This window comes from Enterococcus sp. DIV1059_2 (genome assembly GCF_051713685.1).
Lineage (GTDB): Bacteria > Bacillota > Bacilli > Lactobacillales > Enterococcaceae > Enterococcus_D > Enterococcus_D casseliflavus.
Genome location: NZ_JBIOQK010000001.1, coordinates 1,436,188 through 1,456,462 on the forward strand (window position 1 = coordinate 1,436,188; position 20,275 = coordinate 1,456,462).

Annotated in this window: 16 protein-coding genes; 10 read left to right on the forward strand and 6 right to left on the reverse strand. The window is 43.6% G+C overall.

Annotated features, from left to right (window positions below; all coding sequences use genetic code 11):
* The 8 genes from IGI72_RS06625 to IGI72_RS06660 all read left to right on the forward strand — a co-directional run bounded on the left by IGI72_RS06625 (window position 1) and on the right by IGI72_RS06660 (window position 10,079).
* Window positions 1–1,212, forward strand: a complete 1,212-nt coding sequence (locus IGI72_RS06625; protein ID WP_438753562.1) for a type II secretion system F family protein — start codon at window positions 1–3, stop codon at window positions 1,210–1,212.
* 74 nt (window positions 1,213–1,286) lie between these two features.
* Window positions 1,287–1,811: a type II secretion system protein gene (locus tag IGI72_RS06630; protein ID WP_151196004.1), complete on the forward strand. Its 525-nt coding sequence runs from the start codon at window positions 1,287–1,289 to the stop codon at window positions 1,809–1,811.
* Window positions 1,812–1,906: 95 nt separating this feature from the next.
* Window positions 1,907–2,659 (forward strand): prepilin peptidase, encoded by a 753-nt coding sequence (locus IGI72_RS06635; RefSeq protein WP_438753564.1) that lies wholly within the window; start codon window positions 1,907–1,909, stop codon window positions 2,657–2,659.
* A gap of 107 nt (window positions 2,660–2,766) precedes the next feature.
* Window positions 2,767–3,813 carry a type IV pilus biogenesis protein PilM gene (gene pilM / locus IGI72_RS06640; RefSeq protein WP_087627264.1) on the forward strand — a complete coding sequence of 349 codons (1,047 nt, stop codon included), beginning with the start codon at window positions 2,767–2,769 and terminating at the stop codon, window positions 3,811–3,813.
* Window positions 3,814–3,815: 2 nt separating this feature from the next.
* Window positions 3,816–4,439, forward strand: coding sequence for a hypothetical protein (locus IGI72_RS06645; RefSeq protein ID WP_438753566.1), 624 nt, complete (start codon window positions 3,816–3,818; stop codon window positions 4,437–4,439).
* Window positions 4,432–5,058, forward strand: coding sequence for a hypothetical protein (locus IGI72_RS06650; RefSeq protein ID WP_015509438.1), 627 nt, complete (start codon window positions 4,432–4,434; stop codon window positions 5,056–5,058). The genes IGI72_RS06645 and IGI72_RS06650 overlap by 8 nt, the downstream gene beginning before the upstream one ends.
* Before the next feature lie 21 nt (window positions 5,059–5,079).
* On the forward strand, window positions 5,080–9,123 hold the full coding sequence (locus IGI72_RS06655) for a pectate lyase-like adhesive domain-containing protein (RefSeq protein WP_438753568.1): 4,044 nt from the start codon (window positions 5,080–5,082) through the stop codon (window positions 9,121–9,123).
* 248 nt (window positions 9,124–9,371) lie between these two features.
* The gene (locus tag IGI72_RS06660) at window positions 9,372–10,079 is read left to right on the forward strand and encodes a demethylmenaquinone methyltransferase (RefSeq protein ID WP_438753571.1); all 708 of its coding nucleotides are present in this window, start codon (window positions 9,372–9,374) and stop codon (window positions 10,077–10,079) included.
* Window positions 10,080–10,182: 103 nt separating this feature from the next.
* On the opposite strand, the gene IGI72_RS06665 is transcribed toward IGI72_RS06660, so the two are convergent.
* The 5 genes from IGI72_RS06665 to IGI72_RS06685 all read right to left on the reverse strand — a co-directional run bounded on the left by IGI72_RS06665 (window position 10,183) and on the right by IGI72_RS06685 (window position 14,940).
* Window positions 10,183–11,988, reverse strand: a complete 1,806-nt coding sequence (locus IGI72_RS06665) for an ABC transporter permease (protein ID WP_270792359.1) — start codon at window positions 11,986–11,988, stop codon at window positions 10,183–10,185.
* A gap of 13 nt (window positions 11,989–12,001) precedes the next feature.
* Window positions 12,002–12,754, reverse strand: coding sequence for an ABC transporter ATP-binding protein (locus tag IGI72_RS06670; protein WP_005225671.1), 753 nt, complete (start codon window positions 12,752–12,754; stop codon window positions 12,002–12,004).
* 7 nt (window positions 12,755–12,761) lie between these two features.
* Window positions 12,762–13,124 carry a YxeA family protein gene (locus IGI72_RS06675; protein ID WP_010747916.1) on the reverse strand — a complete coding sequence of 121 codons (363 nt, stop codon included), beginning with the start codon at window positions 13,122–13,124 and terminating at the stop codon, window positions 12,762–12,764.
* A 167-nt stretch (window positions 13,125–13,291) separates the two neighbouring features.
* Window positions 13,292–13,642 carry a hypothetical protein gene (locus IGI72_RS06680; RefSeq protein ID WP_010747917.1) on the reverse strand — a complete coding sequence of 117 codons (351 nt, stop codon included), beginning with the start codon at window positions 13,640–13,642 and terminating at the stop codon, window positions 13,292–13,294.
* A complete protein-coding gene (locus IGI72_RS06685) occupies window positions 13,639–14,940 on the reverse strand; it encodes a DUF1576 domain-containing protein (protein WP_438753574.1) in 1,302 nt (433 codons plus the stop codon). The genes IGI72_RS06680 and IGI72_RS06685 overlap by 4 nt, the downstream gene beginning before the upstream one ends.
* Window positions 14,941–15,317: 377 nt before the next feature.
* Between IGI72_RS06685 and IGI72_RS06690 the strand changes: the two genes are divergently transcribed.
* Window positions 15,318–17,111: an oligopeptide ABC transporter substrate-binding protein gene (locus tag IGI72_RS06690; protein ID WP_142967747.1), complete on the forward strand. Its 1,794-nt coding sequence runs from the start codon at window positions 15,318–15,320 to the stop codon at window positions 17,109–17,111.
* 257 nt (window positions 17,112–17,368) lie between these two features.
* Here the strand turns inward: IGI72_RS06690 and IGI72_RS06695 are convergent, their stop codons facing one another.
* On the reverse strand, window positions 17,369–18,232 hold the full coding sequence (locus IGI72_RS06695; RefSeq protein WP_123833838.1) for a helix-turn-helix domain-containing protein: 864 nt from the start codon (window positions 18,230–18,232) through the stop codon (window positions 17,369–17,371).
* A gap of 1,055 nt (window positions 18,233–19,287) precedes the next feature.
* Between IGI72_RS06695 and IGI72_RS06700 the strand changes: the two genes are divergently transcribed.
* Entirely contained in the window at window positions 19,288–20,130 is an 843-nt protein-coding gene (locus IGI72_RS06700; protein ID WP_005225677.1) for a PRD domain-containing protein, read from the forward strand.
* Window positions 20,131–20,275 lie beyond the last annotated feature (145 nt).

A 20,275-nucleotide genomic window follows, 5' to 3' on the forward strand; every position in this document is an offset into this window, starting at 1 on the left:
ATGGCACTCTTTGCCTATCAAGGCACCAATGTCCGAGGCGAAACGTTTTCTGGCAGCTTGCGTGCCAATTCCTCCGTCGAAGCCCGCCAAAAACTGCGCCAAAAGCACATCAAAGTCAACAGCTTGATCGAACAGCCAGAAACCTTGGCGAATAAAGAGATTCAACTCTTTACAAAAGTTTCGTTAAAACTGCTGGTAGGGTATTTGCGCCAGTTTTCGACACTGATCGCTTCGGGGATCACGATCGTTGATGCTTCACGAATGCTAGAAGAGCAACAAAAAAACCCGAATTTCAAGAAAATTCTTGGTGAAGTTCGGGATGAGATTGATAGCGGACGCCCGCTTTCAGAAGCCTACAAAGATCATCCCAATGCCTTTCCGACACTTTTGACCAGTGTCATCGCTGTTTCGGAGATGTCTGGATCACTGGAAGGAAATTTGAAGGATATGGCGGATTACTATGAAAAAAGCGCCGAAAACCGTAGCGGGATCGTTACCGCGATGGTCTATCCGATTATTTTAGTGATCTTAACCTTTATCGTAGGGATCATTTTATTGGTGATGATCGTACCGATGTTCGTGGAAGTCTTTGAAGGATTTGATGCCGATCTGCCGACGATCACCGTCGCAACGATGGCGATCAGCGAGTTCCTTCAAACCAGAGGGTGGGTTTTAGCCGTCTTGATCGTCGGATTTTTCGTCGGACTGTGGATCGCGCGACGCAATCCAACCTTCGATTTCGCTTTTCAAAGTTTTCTATTACGCATTCCGCTGGTGGGCGATATGATCACCAAAAATAGTTTTTCGTTATTTATGACAACCATGTCGACACTGCTCAGCAGCTCCGTCGGTATGGTGACCGCCTTGAATATGAGTCGGGATGTCGTTTCCAATAAATACATCAAGCGAATCATCGATAATTGTGCCTTTCAAATTGAAGAAGGTGGCAAGATGAGCGATGTCTTTCGCGGCAACATGATGGTCCCGATGTTAGTGACCCAGATGGTCGAGATTGGCGAAAGTACTGGTTCCCTAGAGGACATGCTGAAACGATTGAGTATCATCTATCAAAAAGAAGTTGATGAAACCAGTAAGCGTATGAAAACAATTATTGAACCAATAGTTATTTTGGTGATTTGTGTAATCGTTGGCTTGATCGTTGCGGCGATCATGATTCCGATGTTCGATTTATTCGGTGCGATCCAAGGGTAATGATTTTGGTATTATCAAGCCACCTAGACGGCTTGTTTAATATATATGGAAGAAACAGGAGGAGTAAACACACTATGATTGACGCAATTTTAGCAGAAGAAACAACAGACAATCGATTGAATAAATTATTGAAAGACGAGCGCGGCCTCTCCTTGGTCGAGTTGCTGGCAGTAGTCGTTATCTTAGCGATCATCGCTGGGATCGGGGTTATTGCAATTGGGAACGTGATTCAAAATGCTCGAGAAGATGCAGTTGTTTCTGATATTCAACAAGCTTTCTCAGCAGCAGTGCTCTATCAATCAACTAATAGCAGCTTGAATGACGGGTCAGCTAACGCGGCTTTAGATTTTACCTTAGAAGATGTAATGGAGGATGGATTACTAAACAGTACATCATGGGAAGATACTGATAATGTTATGTTTTATATCGGATCAACAGGTGCTTTAACAATGTATGCTCCAGCTGGCGTTTTAAAGGCTGGACAAGAAGAAAGTAATGAAATAGGAGTGCTCGGAACTGGATTAACACAAAATCAAATCAATGGTCTAACTCGAGAGTATGTATTTGGAGATCCTCAACCAGCTCCTCCACCGTTATAAGATATTAATTTTTTAAGAAACTAAAAACACCCTAAGTCACTAACCTGACCTAAGGTGTACGGCAACTCAACCCCCCAGGAAAAAAGGAGTTTTTTATGAACGAAATTTTGCAACAGATCCCAATGGGCCTAATCATTGGTTATCTTTTCATCATAGGAATGTGTCTAGGTTCTTTTTTCCTAGTGGTTGGTTGGCGGGTTCCCAAAAAGGAATCCCTGCTGACTCGCTCGCACTGTGATGACTGCCAACAGACATTAGGTGCAAGGGACCTCATTCCAGTTTTATCATACCTTATTTTAAAAGGCAAGTGCCGCAAGTGTCAAAAAAAAATCCCGCTGATTGCTTTTCTTTATGAAGTGTTGATCGGCATGCTATTTACGGGTACGACCTTGCTGTTTTGGGGTACTGCTGAAGTGATTGCCGCTTGGTGTTTATTAGCCTTATTAGCCATTATTTCTGCCAGCGACATCTTCTATCAGCTGATTCCCAATAAAGTGTTAGCCCCTTTTTTCGCCGGAGGGATCGGTTTACGGTTGATCCAACCGCAAAATGAATTTTGGTGGTATTGGCTCGTTGGCTTCTTTGCTAGCTTCTTGCCATTGTATCTCTTAGCGGAGCTCAGTAAAAAAGGCATGGGTGGCGGCGATATCAAATTATTTGCCGTCTTAGGCGTGTATATCGGCCCGGTGCAAGTCTTGACCGTTTTATTTGTCGCTTCTTGCTTGGCAGTGATCTTTTACGTGATCCAAATGCTACGGGGCAAAGTCAAAAGCCGCTACATTGCTTTTGGTCCCTTTATCGCCATTGCTACTGGCATGGTTTATCTTGGCAGCGGCTGGTTCCTTTGAATCGGGTTGCTGACCTTGGCGTTTGCTTGATTTGCTAAGCAAGCGTTGTACATAGAAATAACGTTGGTTCCTTCATAAAAACCAACAAGAAGAAAGCAGGTCCTCGTATGTTTGGCAAAAAAACAATTCCCCGCTTAGTTGGGATCGACATCCAAAAAAACTGCATCCGTTACTGTACCAAAAAAGGTGACCGTCTCAAATACGGCGAGCTGGTCGTGAATGGTACGATTTTTAAAGATGATAAGCTGCGCAATCCTGATAGTCTTGAAGCCGCCTTCAATGAGATCGCCAAACGCTTGGGATTACGCACGATGAGTGTGGTGATCACGGCGCTGAATTCTCGTCTGCTGATCAAACAGATCCCTATCGGCAAGATGAACTCGGAAAAAGAGATTCGCGAGTACTTGTATTTTGAATTGGGGGAATCCATCTCCTTGCCTTTTGAAAACCCAATTTTTGATTTGCTGATCCTAGGCAAAGGCAACAAGCAAAAAGTGCCAAAAGAGAAAAAGAAAAGGGCCAGCAAGAAGGAAGAAAAAGCAGAGCCGCAAGCTGTGGTCATCCAGCGGAATCGGTTTACCATCAATGGCAATGTGCCAGTCGTGGTCACATCAGAGCCGATTTTGATTCAACTCGGCGACACATTGAAAAAAGGCGGCCATCAGCTGATGGGCGTCGATTGCAGTTTTCTGGCGTATAGTCGTATGTTTCAGCGACAGATCAACTGGAGTGAAAATTTCGTGCTGGTCGAGTTAGATGCTGGCATCGCCAATATTACCTTTTTTGAAGAATTGGTGCCGACCTACTTGCAGTATGAAGATTATAATCAAGCCAATTGGAAATATATTGAAAAAGCCCAATCTGTGCAAGTGAACTTTAGGGAAAGCGCGGAGATCCAAGCACTGGAAGGGTTGGCAGAAACCCTGAATTCGGTCATTGCTTACTATTATCAGGAAATCTCGCCTGATTGTGAATTGAAAAAAATCTACTTAGTCGGCGGTCATCCAATGCTCCGGAAAGAAGTCCAAGAAATATTTCATGACGTGTCTTCTTTGCCAGTCAAGACGATTTCTGCAAAAGTAAGTGAAACCAGCAAGAAAAAAATTCCCGACCGCTATGTCTTGGCTGCGGGATTAGCGACGAAAGAGGTGTAACCATGAACATCAATCTATTGCCTAATAAATTTATTCGTAATCGGGCGTTTGAAGTCATTCTTTCGGTTTCGCTTCTCCTTTCGTTAGTTGTCGTTGGGGTTTGCGGGTTAGGCTTTTGGTATTATCAGCGTTTGGTGACCAATAATCAAAGCAATATCATGTCTAGTCAAGCAGAGCGTATCGTCTTTCAGCGCCAGTTAGAAGAGATGCTGGCGTCAAAATCTCAAGACCTACAAGAATTCATCGCCCTGCAAAAGCAAGAGAAATATTTCACAGCGCCTATTATGGAAACCTTTGAGGAAGTGGCATCAGGGATCGATGTGACCATCAATTCGTATAATTTGCTGCTAAATAGCGATGGGGGAACGTCCGAAACAGCCCAAGACGGCACGCCATTGTTTCCTTCGGTGAACTTGGCGGTCCAAGGGGATGTTTATGAAAGTCTGATTCGCCTCAAATCAGCTTTTGAAGCAATCGATTGGGTACATCATGTGACCTATCAATCCTTTTCCCATAGTTCCATCCCGCAAGATGGGCGCATCACTGTCTATCTCTCACGAATCGATGCACCACAAGTGATCAGTGAAGACAGCGAAGAAGAAAGCGAGGTGGAAGCGGATGACTAGAGTCTTTTTCTCCAAAAAACACATCATCATCTCCGCGGTGATTGCACTAGTTCTCGCTACCTCCGTATTCATTTTCTGGCTATTTTTGCTGAACCCCAAACGTGCCGAAGGGATCGAATTGGCTCAGGAGTTAGCTGGGATCGAAGCTGAGATCCGCGACATTCAAGAACAGCTGGTCTACCTGCAAGGGGAACCAGACCTTCTTTCATCAGAGACGGTCAATGAGGTGCCGATCATTCCCAATGGCATGGCGATCGAGTCTTATTTTACCGATCTCGCTGCCCTTGAAACGGAATTGCCAATCACAATTTTGCAATCGACCTTTAATGAGGAGATGCTTTACCCTACACCAGAACAAATGGCGGATCAGACTGGTGACAATCCTTTGGCGACGCAATTTCGGGTCACAAGGATCGGCTTTGACCTCCTGAGTGAGACGAATGAAGGAATCGTTCGTTTTATTGATCGGATGGAAAACCTGAATCGCTTTTTAAAAGTTGAATCAGTCGAATATCGGCAAGGAAGCAATACGTCAGGAGCAGATGCGTTTTCGGCAAGTGTCGTTATCAAGCTGTATTATCTATCAAGCTTTGAAACGGGACAAGAACTGTTGGAGTAATCAAAGGAAAGGGGTGCCTAGATGAAATCATTTACTGTTCTAGCGACTGTCTCGAAAATCAAACTGGCTGCCGCTGCATTAGGGGGTTTTATCGTTATTTCTGTCTTGTATGCGGTCTTTGCTATCCATGGTGGCAATTCTTATGAAGTGTCCGGTCACTTTGACCCAGAAACAGGACAATATGTATTGACGATCGAATCGGAACAAGCCGCAGGCGAGACGCTTTTCTTGATGGCGAATCATGAAGCGCTGGTATCATTAGAAATGTTTGAAATGCTTGAGCTGGAAGAAGCGACCTTGCATCCAGCTGAACAAGAGGGTGTTTATGGTGTGGAAATTGAAGTGGCGCCTACGGAAGAAACGTTGTCCTTGGCATTACCAGTCTCTTTAGGAGAAGAAGACGCCATCGAATTTGTTCTTAAGCGGGGAAACCGGACGCTGCAAAAAATCGCTCCGCCTTCTCTCGAAGAACGACAAACCTTGCGATTGGAAGCCGACAAGGCTGTAGAAGAAGCAGCCTTGCTTGACGTTCAGCAGCAGGAAACCAATGAGTCCGTAGAAGTCGAATTACTGACCGAACGGGCGACACAAGGAGAGCGTGCCGAAGTTTCGGACTATCAAGAGCTGCGGGCTGCTTTTAGTGATTCATCGATCTGTGAAATCGTGTTTCTCGCAGACATTACCGCTGATTATACGAATGAGGCCAACAATCGTTTAACTGCGTTGAATCGTTCGGTGTCCATCAATGGGAATGGCTTTACCTTAACCACGCCGAAGCGTTTCAACACGAACGGGACACCAAACAACACCACGATTCCGACTGGACGTTTCTTTGAACTGACGACTACCCATGATCGTGAGCCGGCGGTCTTTGAATTAAAAAACATGATGATCGATTTTCAAGGAAGCAATAGATCTACAGATGCATTGATCTATCAACAATCGCTGGCAGCTTCAGCTTTTTGGACGGTCAAAACAGAAAATATCGAGGCAAAAAGTGGTGTGCTAGAGGGAAGTACGGGCAATGATTTCCTTTATTTGCAACAAGGAAATCTCGAGATTCGCGGAACGTTCCATTGGGTGGCTCACAAGAATCCAACCGCCGGTACTAATAATGATAATGGTAGCTTTAATGTCAAAAGTGTCTTGATTACGGATGAGGCGGATGTCAAGATCTCAAATACTCGACCAATTTTTCGACTTCATCCAAATAACAACAACATTTCAACCTCGTTTCGAGTCAATAAGGGTTCTAAAGTAGACCTCTACAGCGTTCAGCGGCAAGTAATTTGGGCGAATATGGAAAATCGCACAAATGAGGTGATTTTTGAAGTCGAGGGTGAAGGCACGGTTTTAAATGCCTCGTCACAAATGGACTTAGCGGGAGCTGACGGTGCAATCATTTCCTTGATTGGACAACGGGATGAGGGGAATAACAAGTTTTCTCGTACGATTATATCTGGTGGTGCGGTCGTAAACTCCTATTCTAGAGCGCCTGCTCCCACAAATGGTGTACCGCAAGGAACCGCTGCTTTTGTCAATCAAATTTCCAAAGCGTCAAGAGGCACCGAGCTCGGTGGCAATGTGACGGTAACTGGAGAAGGGTCGCAGTTTAATCTATTTGGCGATGGTCAAAATCATGACTATGCTTCTGTCATGCGGTTTCGCTTAGTCGGGGAGCAGACCTTTGTGCTTGCCGACCAAGGGAGAATGAATATCGTCAAATACCATGGAAATTCGGCTGCAGTGCGGATGTATGGTCGAAATAACGAGTTCTATGTGGAGTCAGCCGGTCAGTTGAATATCTTTAACCATGCAGGCACCAGGACTGCGGCAGATGATGGCATCTATATTGATGAAGCAGGCTTTGCCGTATTCGATCAGTACAATGATGAAGAACGAGAATTTGACCCATCTGCTGATTCCACCATTACTGCCAGTAATGGTGAAGATAGGGCTGGTCGACAAGGCATTCAATTTCCTCTTGATAGTGGTGGTAAATCGGTCTTTAATGCACAAGGTGAAAACAGTCGAATCCACATCTATGCACATCGTGGACCTGCTGTTTGGATGCAAGGTGGAGAAGCCGAGTTCTTAGCTGGAAAAGACGCGACCTTTCGAATGGAAGGACGGACCCTAGGTGCAAATAATGGAATAATCAGTTCGGTTGCAAGAAGCAATTTTGTGATTGATGAACCACTGTTTTATGATTTTCGAAACAATCGACCCAATGGCGGACAAGCGTTCTCAAACTCAAATCGTAACAGTACCTTTACGTCTAATCGTGTTGGACTAGCGGTTTGGGAAAAACGCAACGGAGTGAATCTAGATGGTGATCCGGACAATTTCTGGAATCCATTGAGCTATCAACTAGGCAATGTCAATTTTGCACAAATCGTTAGTCCGCAGCCGGGAGAGCCTTTTTCAAATGAGTTCAACAGCACGACTTTTAGGGGCGGGAATGCCTACACGCGATTTTCTGCCAATAATTATCCGCCAATGATCCAGCACTTAGTGACCCCGACCAATGCCGACAAAACCTTTTATGCCAAAGCGGTCGTTCCGTATGAATACACGGGGGCGATTCGCGATGCTTGGGATGATGAGGTCTGGGTGGAAGTTGCTTTGAAGGACGAAGCAGGCAACCAGCTTGAAACGCAATGGCTTTCCTCCAAATCAACTGTCGATGTTTTTGGTGAGGTGCATAATGGTGTGATCGCATGGACGCGGGACGACTTTTTCAAGACAGGTCAACGTTTTGAAGTGCTGCGTGCCCACCGAGGATTAGACCCCAGAATGGAGGATGTTGACGATTCGATTTTCATTCATGCAACAGAAGAGAGTATTGCCGCTTTGCCTGATGCTGTCGTCGTGGATGTACGACCACCGACTGGTCTGCAAGTGGCAGAGGATCAGGTCTTTAATGAACGGACGACAACAGTTTCGGGGATCATGGATTTTCATTCTCCGCAAGACGACCAGCCAAAAGAGCGCGTCGCCATTTATGCGAGTACCGCACAAGGATTGATCCGTGATGCTTCAGGCGACCCATATGTCATTACGCTTGATGCCGAAGAGGGCAACTCCGTGCCATGGCAGTATCAATTGCCTCGTCGCCTTGATCCTGAAGAGGATGTGTATATCGAATTTTACGCAAAAGATTTCGCAAATGATCGTTACGACGATTTCGTAGGAACGTTACCAGATACGACCACGACGGAACCAAATGGACAGTTGGGGAGTACGAATCCGTCCGCCAGCGATTACGAGGACTATTTAGGGTATCGTGATGCCATTGGCGATGATCGTTTCCCACCAGCGCTCTCCTTTGAAGTCACCAGTATTCGACCTTCTGACCCATCGATTACGTTACGAGTACCGCAAAGCTTTGATCGTGATGAAGAAGGCAATCCGATTATCACCGTCGGCAATCAATTGATCTTGCGGACGATCGTAGAAAGCAACGATGCACGAAATTCTGGGAAAGACGATATTGAAAATGCTGTCGTGACGCTAGATATCTCGCCGAATTTATTGACGTTCTTAAATGTCGATGCGCTCGTGTATCAAGACAATATCGCCTCGGCTAGTCTTTCTGGCGATCGTATCACGATCCACTTAGAACGCCCGATCGCACCTGGAGACCGCATAGAATGGAACTTGACTGCTCGGGTGGATGAACAGGCAGCTGCTGGGAACGGTCTGACCCCAGTAACAATCAACGGTAGAGTTTCAGGGAATCAGCCAGAGACGGAAAACATCCTAGTAGGGGAAGACAGTCTCACGCTGCAGACAGGTACACGCGCGGTCACTGGTGAGTTGATCAACCTTGCTGTTCATAACAATCAGCTGCAGATTTTTTATTCCAATCTTAGTACCTTTGACGTCTATATGGATGGAACCTTTTATCGAACATACAACGTGCAGCAAAGACCTGTCACGGATTCTGTCACCCTTGATATTCCTGTCCATGACATCCGTAATTTGATTTCTGTGCGCTACAAAGATGAAAATGGCGCAGACCGTGTTTCTTATTGGAACAATATCTGGGACTTCATCGATTAAACCTGAATAACCTGTTTTAAAAGCTAGAAGAACAGTCTTTCACTGCTGGATCCGCTTATTGCTGACCGAATTGCCTTGGTCAACAACGTGGGGATCTATGTAGGAAAGGCTGTTTTTTGGTGGGGAGATGACTGAAGGGAAAGGAGAAAGCAGGGTTTTTGTTCCGCAGGTTTTTTCGTGCTAGACTAAAAAGAAGAAGCACGTGAAGCAACAGCAAAACGAAGGGAACAAAGAAAGGACGTGCCGCAATGGCAACAACAGCCAAAGAAACCAAAGTACATGATGTATTTGAATCGATCGCTTCCCGTTATGATCGAATGAACGGTATTATCTCCTTTCAGCTGCACAAACGGTGGCGCAAAGATACCATGAAACGAATGGCAGTACCAATGGGTGCGGAGATATTAGATTTATGCTGCGGTACCGGGGATTGGGCGTTTGCGTTGAATGAAGCGGTCGGTCCGACGGGGCAAGTGACTGGCGTTGATTTTAGCGAAGAGATGTTAACGGTTGCCAAAGAAAAGGCCCAGAAAAAGCAACAAATGCAGATCCAGTGGCAGACTGGCAATGCGATGGCATTAAGCTTTCCAGACGAGCACTTTGATTATGTGACGATCGGGTTCGGGTTGAGAAATGTCGCGGATCGCCAACAAGTCTTGGCAGAGATCCATCGGGTGCTGCGCCCAGGCGGGAAAATCGTTTGTCTCGAAACATCACAGCCCACACTGATCGGCTGGCGGCAACTGTTTACTTTTTATTTTCACCATGTCATGCCGTTATTTGGCAAACTGTTCGCCAAAAGCTATCAAGAATATTCCTGGCTGCAGGAGTCCGCACGGGATTTTCCTGACAAGGAGGCATTGAAACGAGAATTTCAGGCAGCTGGCTTTGATGTGTTGCAAGTCAAAAGCTATGCAGGAGGTGCGGCGGCGATGCATCTAGGGGTCAAACCCTAAGATTACCTTCCATTGTCCGAGAAAAAACGAGAAAATGAAAGAGACCATCATGCCCTTTATGGCTTGATGGTCTCTTTGCGTTGAGCAATTCAGAGAGTGATTGTTATTTTTTCTTTGGATTTAAAACAATGTTGGTGTATAACCCAATGGTCACCACGTAATAAATGGCGTAGAGGGCGATAAAGATACCAAAAGGTAGCCATAGGTCATGGTACGGATCGATCATCAAGGTGGTGAACATTTTTAGACCGAACAAGACATGGATCATTCCTAAGATACCGGGAACTAGGAAGAGCACGCCGATCTCTTTGCGGATCGAGCTTTTCAGTAAACGCGTGCGGGTACCGATTTTTTTCAACATCGTGTAACGTTGAATGTCGCTGTTTGCCCCTGAAAGAATTTTGAACATCAGGCAGCTAGCTAACATCGTCAAGAAGGCGATACCCAGGAAGAAGCCCATAAATTCAAAACCAGAGAAAATCCCATTATAGCTGTCGTAGGCGAAGACCCGTTGTGAGAAATTCATATCGGCGGTTTCTGAAGAATTTGCGTCTTGATTTGCTTGCGCCAAATCACGCAGCCCATCGTAGCTTGCTTGGAAGTCTTTGACTTGTACCATTCGCAAGCTGGTTTCCGATGCATTGACCGCACCAAAAGCGGTTTGATCGACGACTTGGATCTCCTTACCTCGTTGTTCTGGTAAGAGGTAGCTACGCAATTGGTCTTGGGCGGTCACATCAGAAGCTAATTGATCGCCAGTCAGCTTGTTGTAAGTAACATCGACACTCAACTGATCCATACTGGAGCTGAGCAAGTTGTTTTCGTTGAATTGTTCCTTCACGTAATAAATGGTGTCATCCGTTTCTTTCATGCTGTAGGTCACATCAAGGGTCGGGTTTAACGCATTGACTTTTTCGTCAGAGGCGTTTTGGGCATTGTTCAAATACAAGTCATAAGGGGCAACAGTTTTTGCCAAGATAGGGATCTCGTTTTTAAAGCCAAGACCAACCGTCAAGGCACCTAATGCTAGAGCAAAAAGCATCGCCACCATCGAAAGCATCTGGGTATACTCACGAATCCGAAAGCTTAATTGCGACAAGGTGAAATTGTTTAACTTTTTCAATGCGATCGTATCGTTCTTCTTTAATAGGGATAAAAGAGCGATGATCACCGAACGAAAGACTAGGTATGTGCCAAGAACGATCGTGACAAGGGCGATGCCGATCCCGATCAATTGGAAGGTCATCAAATCGCTCATCATATAATAGCCGATGGCTAAGGAACAAAGACCTAAAATGGTTTGCAAGAAGAGCAAGAATGGCCGTTGTTTGACTTGTGCCGGCGTGCTTGTTTCTCGTAATAATGCTAAAATCGATTTTTTGGCAATTGCCCGTGCATTGAAGATGGCAGCAATCAAAAAGAGAACCGAGAAGAAGACGACGGTTACGATCAATGCTTCTGGACTAAATGCTGCATAATGGGTGATCTGCAAGTTTAATTGATTGACTAGCAAAGTATTGACACCACTTGCTAAGCCGATCCCTAAGATAGAGCCGACAGCGGTGGCAACGATACCTACCATAAAGGTTTCGATAAAAATCATTTGGGCGATCTTTCGTCCTTTGGCTCCTAACATCATAAACATGGCATAGTCCTTTTGGCGCATCGCCATCAAGAAAGAATTGGCGTATAAGATGTAGGCAAAGGTAATGATCCCTAAGAGGACCGAGCCAAAACGAAAGACGAAGACCACCATACTGATGATCGAGTTGCTTTTTAAAAAGGCTTCATTGCTCGCCATTGATTCGAACATATAAAAGATGGCTGAAGCCATGACTAAACCAGAAAAGAGGACGATATAATCCTTCAACCGAGCTTTGATCCCGGTAAGTGATAGTTTCCAAAGCATGTGTTCTTCCTCCTTATTGTTCCAAGTTTCCTAGAATGACGAGGATCTGGCGGTAAAACGCTTCGCGGCTTTGATCCTCACGTTTGACTTCTTGATGGATCTTTCCGTCTTTGATAAATAAAATACGTTGGCAATAGCTGGCAGAAAGGGGATCATGAGTGACCAATAAAATCGATACTTGGTCATTGGTATTCAAGTCGTCCATCATATTCAATAAATCTTTCGCACTTTTTGAATCCAAGGCACCTGTCGGTTCATCCGCAAAAAGGATCGTTGGTTCCGTGATTAAGGCTCGAGCGGCTGCCACCCGTTGCTTTTGTCCACCAGAGATCGCTGCTGGATATTTGTCGAGAATATGTGTGATGGACAAGCGTTCTGCGACTCGTTTGATCCGTTGTTGGATGATCTTTGGTTTGACTCCTTGTAAAGACAACGGGACAGCGATGTTTTCTGAAGCCGTTAAGTTTTCTAATAGATTGAAGTCTTGGAAAATAAAGCCGATTTCACGGCTGCGGAAATCTGCCAAGGCATCGCCTTTTAGTTTGGTGATATCGCTATTGTTGATGCGAATGGCACCTTTTGTTGGATGATCCAAAGTTGAAAGAATGTTTAGTAGGGTGGATTTCCCTGAGCCTGAAGCCCCCATGATCCCAATGAATTCGCCTTTTTCAATATCAAAGCTGATGCCTTTTAAGGCTTCGGTTTGTTTTTCGTTGGCTTTTCCGTATACTTTGGTCAGTTCATTTGCTTGAATAATTTTTTCCATCGTTGTGTTACGCTCCTTTTAATTGGGTTAATGCTTTGGCTGGGATGTCTTTTTCTTTGACCTCTTCATAGCCAGTTACCCCTTTTTTTTCGTTCCAAGTAAGCTTCAAATAGGCTTCTTTGCGCAATGGTCGTTCTTGGAAACCGTTGAAATCAAGGGTTTTGCTTTTGCCGTTCTCGTCATACCCTGGCAATTCGTAATGGTATTGCGTATAGACATTTCCATTGTCATCCTTAGAAGTCGTCTTTTCACCATCTGTGGTGATTTGGACATAGTAGCTGTCGCCGCCCATGATGACGGTTTGTGCGACTTGCAATGCGCCGAACCCTATGAGGAGGAGCGCTGCAAGTCCAATCAGAAGTTTTTTCATCTATCGGTCACCTCGTTTTTTATTATGATGAAAGTATAACGCTGGTTTTCTGAAAAGTAGTGTGAAAAATCTATCAATAAACTTTCATTTTTGTCACGACAAACGAACAAAAAACGTTTCTAAAGGGTGAAGGTCACCGCTTAGAAACGTTTTTTGCGTAGGGCTTTTCAGTTGTATTTTTTGCGATACAATTCAACGATCAATTGCTCATCCTCGTACATGATGGATGCTTCGTCGATCATTAATCCTAATAGATAGTAATCTTTTTCTTCATGGATCGTTTGATGACCGCCTAACAGCTCCACATAATAATTTTCTAACGTGCTATCTCTTGGTGTGTTGAGCATGTCGATAAAATGTTCTAAATCAGAGGGCTGCTCTGGAAATTGACCTTGCACAACTGCTTTAAACCCCTCTGCTTCAAAGGCCATCTCACTTATTATCTTTTGACAGTCATGGGACAAAAAGTAGGTGACCACTTCATCGACGATTCGCCGTGCCCGTTCTTTTTCAATCATTTTCTTCTCCGCCTTCTGATTTGCTGGTATTCATCTAACAATGGTACCATTGCTGCCGCGACAAATCCACTGGAAAAGCCATTATTGTATAAGTTCAATCCTCCATGTAAATAGGTGATATTTGTGACCAAGGCTGCATGGACCACCCCAGCGATTACACCAGCAACTGGACCATAATACCCACTGATGGGGGCTAGACTGGTACCGAAGATCGCTGTCAGCAATAAACTGAAGGTCGAGACATCAGAGGTCAAACCGACCTTGGTTGCTAAAACCACCCCAACCATGACAGGCAAACTATTTCTCCAGTGATTCCCGAATGCACTGAAGCCTATCACGGTCAATATTGCGCCTAAAAGGGGACCAGATAGTTCGCCTTGTAAGAAGAAGATAAAGAACAGCATCAACATCCCCATCATCGCCATGTTCATCATCGTGACCCCAAGGGAAAAAATCGTGACATAGTCCGTCATTAATTTCCCTGACGTTTGAAAAAGCTCAGGCAAGCCTTTGAGGGATCGCTGATTTAGAAGATACCCGATAAGAAACATAGCAAGACAAAGAATGAGCAAGAACCCAGTCAGATAATAGTGATACTCCGTCGTCAACTGTTTGTTTGAATAGACTTCTAAGTCGAACAGGCGTAAAAAACTCGTGAAAAACATAGTGATGATGCCAGCAGCAAATCCGATATTATACAAAGAAAAACCTTGGTGGAATTGTAAAAATTGAGCTGCTAGAGGAGGAAGCGCCAAACCGATCAATAGACCGATGCCATAACCAAAAGCGATCCCGACGGGTAAAGGCAACCCTAAACCGAATGCTAAGTAACTGATAACCGGCGAGGCGGCACTGCCAAATAAGGCAACCAGTGAATATTGTGTAGCGGGGCGTTGCTGTATGTAAGAGTATAAATAGACACCAAGTGGAATGGGAATCGAGTTAAAGATGTTTTTTCCAAAAAAAGAAAAGCCAGATATGGTAAAAAAAGCAGCGATCATTGGTCCACTAATAATCGTTCCTTGCTTTTTCGCGAGGAGGATACTGATCAATGTCAATAAGCCACTGTTTAAAAAGGCGCTTCCAAGATTGCCGATCGCAAAATAATCAGAAATCAAATTGCTGGGGGCATTTAAGATTGCCAGCGAGCCTTGCCACAAAGCTTGAGGAGGGGAAGCTACCAAGCCAATGAGGATCAAGACGATGCTATACGCCAAAAGCAAGCGCTGGGTTAAGAGCTGTGAGATAGGTGCAAAGGGTTTGGATTTTGTTTGTAAGAAAACTCGTTTATCTGCCATAGTTTCATTGAACGCTCCTTTTTTTCATAGTATCACACCTTTTAGCGACAAAAAAGTATTTTTTGACAGTTTTAAACAGCGGGAGAACAAGGGAAATGAGAACCAAAAAAGGGAGAAAAAGAAAAATTTAAGAAAATGCGAATAATAATAACGGCGATGTATCAAGGAGAATCGCCGTTTTTTCAATAATTTCATCAATCGGTGAAATTATTGACAGAAAGAATTTTACGAAAATTGTTATAATTTAGTTAATCTCGTTCATATTTTCTAATAAAAAAGCCATTTTAAGATAAAAAAAACTGTTTGCTTGGTTTTTTTATTCGAAGATCGAGTGATCACTGAATCACGAGGAAGGGATTTAAATAAGGAGGAAGAGTATGAAGAAAACGAAGTTTGGCATGATTACTTTATTGGCAGCGCTTGTTTTAGGGGCTTGCGGACAAAGTAACGGAGGTGGAACAGGTTCGACAGATACACAAGAATCATCAACTGAGGCAGCTGGATTTGATATCAATGATTTGCAGCTTGCAGTTGAAAATAACGATGAAGTGATCGATGGGGGCGTCTTAGATGTTGCGGTAGTAACAGATACGCAATTCCAAGGGTTGTTTCAATGGGAGTTTTATCAAGATGCTTATGACCGTGACTTCATGTTACCAAGCCATGAATATTTGTTCCTACAAGATGAAGATTTCCGAATTGTGAATGGTGGACCAGCTGATTTAGAATTAGATGTCGATAACAACAAAGCAACGATCACTTTGCGTGAAGATTTGAAATGGTCTGACGGGGTCGATGTAACGGCTGAAGACGTGATCTTCTCTTATGAAGTCATCGGACATCAAGACTATGATGGCGTTCGTTACAACAATGATTTTACGAATATCGTTGGTATGGAAGAATACCACAGCGGCGAAGCTGATACGATCTCAGGGATCACAGCAGTCAGCGACAAAGTCGTTGAAATCGAGTTTAAAGAAATGCATCCAGGTATGCAGCAATCCGGTGGAGCGATCTGGCATTCTGCATTAGCGAAACATGCCTTTGAAGGCATTGAAGTGGCAGATATGCCTTCAAGTGATCCCGTTCGAACCAATCCAATCGGTTTTGGTCCATACAAAATGAGTAATATCGTACCAGGTGAAACGGTGGAATATGTACCGAATGAACATTACTATGGCGATACACCAAACTTAGAAAAAATCGTGATGCGTAACGTCCCTTCGGCTTCAATCAATGAAGCGTTAAACGCGAAGCAATACGATTTAGTCTTAAAAATGCCAACAGATACCTTTGATACGTATCAAAACATGGATGGCTACCAAATGTTAGGTCGTCCAGAACAATCTTACACGTATCTTGGCTTTAATTTAGGTTCATGGAATGATGAAACAAACAGTGTTGATTTTGATCCAAATGCAAAAATGGCGAACAAAGCATTGCGTCAAGCAATGGGCTATGCCATCGACAATGATGCGATCGGTGAGCGTTTCTACCACGGCTTGCGTTCAAATGCTTCAACATTGATCCCACCTGTTTATGGTACGTTGCACAATAGCGATGCCGAAGGATACCACTTAGATATGGAGAAAGCAAACCAACTTCTAGATGACGCTGGCTTTATCGATGTGGATGGCGATGGCTTCCGAGAAGATCCAGATGGCAACAAATTGACCATCAACTTTGCGTCAATGTCTGGTGGGGAAGTTGCCCAACCATTGGCGGATTACTATGTTCAACAATGGCAGGAAATCGGTTTAGATGTTCAATATTCAACAGGTCGTTTGATCGATTTCCAAGCCTTCTACGACAAGCTGAAAAACGATGATCCAGATATCGATGTCTTCCAAGCTGCTTGGTCTACTGGTTCAGATCCATCACCAACCAGCTTATGGGGACCAAATTCAGCATTTAACTACACTCGTTTTGAGTCAGATGAAAATACTGAATTGTTAGCTGCGATCGATTCAATCGATTCCTTTGATGAAGCAACACGGAAGGCTGCTTTTGATGCATGGCAAGAATATGCGATTGAAGAAGCTTTTGCGATCCCAACATTGTATCGGAATCAAATCTTACCGATCTCTGATCGTGTCGCAAACTTTACCTGGGCATTTGACGCCGATCATAACCCATGGGCAACCATCGGTGTGACTTCAGAATCTCGTTAATCGGTTAGTAAATTACACAAATGAATCGGCAGCAGCATGCTCGTTGCTTTTGCCAAACAAAACCAGTTAGGTCTAAAACCTAACTGGTTTTTTTCTTGGTCCATGCGAACGGAAGAAGCAAGTCGAATGTTGACCCCTTCATTTTGAGCGGCTGTTTCGTGGCGGGTTGGAGTGACATTGACGAAAAAGCTGAGCTCCGTTGGAATAACAGCTTTTTTTGTTAGATAACATTACATAAATGTCCATTTAATAAGCGGCTAAATCGCACGATTGGTAACAGCAGCAAGCAACTGTTGGAGATCGTTTTTATGGTTCTGGTAACCGGCTTGTTCAATAACGACTAAGGTGTTTTTTAGAATCTCTTTGTTCAACTGAGCGGATTGCAAATACGAGTATATTTCCTGATACAGCACTTGATGGATTTTTAAATAAAAATAGAGAGGAGTATTGGGTAGCGGTTCAGACAAAAGCAGAAACTTGTTTAGTAGATAGGCATCTTTATTTTCGCTGGCAAAGGCACAGCCGTTTAAGATCACGACACTTAACAGATTTGCATAAAATGGATCATTGGCGTAGTGAAGGATTTTTTTGATCCCATGATCTAAGTAATAACTGATCGTTTCTTGGTCAAAAATAAATAACAAATTTGAGAATAAATTTAACTCAAAACGCCCCCAGGTTTCGATATCAAACAAGTATTGCTTTACCAGTTCGACTTCTTGGGTGTAAGCTCCTTGATTCATCAGAAATGATTCACGGTTGAGCAGCAGCAATCCTTGGACATACAAAGAATAATAGAAAAAATTTTGCGTCTCAAAGTAGCGTTTTTCCAGGCTAGTCAAGTAGTCGAGAGTCAGTGTTCGCTCATAGTAACGGGTATAGAAATCTTGCACCAGCTGACGTTTCTGATCCGTGGCTTCGCTGTCGATCAACAGACTGAACTCATGAACCGTGATATTCATTTTGTCTAAGTAGTCAAACAGGGTTTGTGAAGAGAGGTTTGTTTTACGATTTTCGAATGAAGAAAGGGTAGTACGTGAGGAAATACCTTCGGCAAGCTTGGCTTGCGAGATTTTGCGATCTGTGCGCAGTTTTTTGATTAAAGAGCCTTGCTGTTTCATGGGGGACCTCCTTAATTGTGACGCATTTCTGAACAATGTGATTTTAATAACATGTTATCAAATATAATAAGGTATAGCAAATAATAAAGGAGGTAGTTTTTCATGGAATTTGAACCATTCGGCCCTTGGGAAATCAACCCATTTAAAAACTAGTACTGCCTTTTCTGCGAAACCTTATCGTTGACCTTTCAATGATAAGTCTTGTGACTGTTTCCTTTATGATAGGAACAGCATTTTCCTCGCTCTCTGCGGTTTTTATCGCAGGATCGAGCAACATCTTGAAGAATCGAAAGGTTATTTGATTGCTTCCCCCTCTCAAAGACACCTTTTCGTTTGTGGAAGTCATGAAGCGCATGAATCGCTAAAAGCGGTCAGTCACATTGAATGTCTGTCATGCACCAGACCTTCCCCAATTCTTTGTGATTGATCGTTTTTTGTAAAGCATCATCCTTCTAGCTATGACCGTAATGTACGAAGATTACGGTTTTTTTGTGTTGTGTGCTGTTGGATAAAAAATGCCAAGCTGTTACAGAGGATTTATACAGAAAAGCCCCTCACTATCAGTAAGAAAACTACGAGCAAATAAGAGTGAATCAAAGCCGAAAAGGAAAAAAGAAAAACGTTTGCAAAAAAAGTGTTGACATTTTTTCTCAGAATGAGTACTATTATCTCAACGGAACATGAGAGTGTTCTCATTACTGGATTCGTTACTGTTCGGCAGGCAAGACCAGAGGAAAAAAGTGCGTTGATTACCCAAAGTTTCTTGGGTTGTACACTTTTTTGCTTTGGTCTTCTTTTTTTGCTCCATTATTTCTAATAGCTAAAAAAAGAACCGGTTCCAAGGTAAGATCCAGTCATTGATCAGCAAAGGAGGGGAGAAGTAAAACGCAATGAACTGCCAGCTAGGTTTGACGATAGCCTGCAACACTTTCTAGAGCAGTCAATCACCCGTCACTTAACGGCACGTCAGAGAAAGAAAAAAATACAAGACCTTCTGCATAGACGTCAAAGGATGCAACGTTTTTACGGGCTATGCTGATCAAGGAGGATCGTTCGTGAAGATTATCAAGAGGATCAACAACAATGTTGTACTTTCAAAAGAAGATGAAGTTGAAGTGATCCTAATGGGAAAAGGGATCGGCTTTCAAACGAAACCGGGTGACCCGATTCCAGCTGAGCGAATCGAAAAAAAATACTATCCAGAAGATGATTTGACAGTGGAACATATGTCGAAAGTCATGACGAAGGCTGACGAAAAACAAATGGCCGTCATTTATGAAATCGTGCGTCTTTTTCGGGATAGTGTTGGAACCGATTTCAATCCAAATGTTTATTTCACACTGATGGATCATATTTTGTTTGCCATCAGTCGTCAAAAGCAAGAAATTGTTTTGACCAATCCCATGCATTGGGAAATCAAGAAAATCTATGCCAAGGAATATGCGGTCAGTGTCCAAGCGGTCGAATTGATCCGCAAAGAGCTGTATCCCGATTTTTCACAAGAAGAAGCTGCGTTTATCACTTTGCATTTCGTCAATGCGCAAATTGAAAAAAGCGCCAATCAAAGTGCTTATGAGCACACCGAGTTGACGAATAATATTTTACGGATCGTTAAGTACAGCATGAACATCGAGTTTGATGAGAATTCTTCCTACTTCCAACGGTTCGTGACCCACATTCGCTATTATTTAATTCGACAAAGTCAAGAAAAAGAAGAGCCAGTATTGGCAAATCCAATGATTGCCTTGGCCTTCAGCAGCTATCCAAAAGAAAAAGAAACCGCAGATTCGATCAAAGAATACTTATTTGAACAAAAGGGCTGGCATGTCAACGATATGGAATTGATGTATTTGATTCTGCATATCGGTAACTTAGCCGCTCACTCAAAATTAACCTAAGAATGGAAATGGATTCGTTACAGTTCGGCTGGCAAGACCTGCACTTTCTTACAATACTCGATGAGGAAACCCGTCGCTCTTTTTTTAGGGGGTCTCTCATGCTTGTTTATTGTAGAAATGGCTGGTCTTTTTATTTTTATTAAAT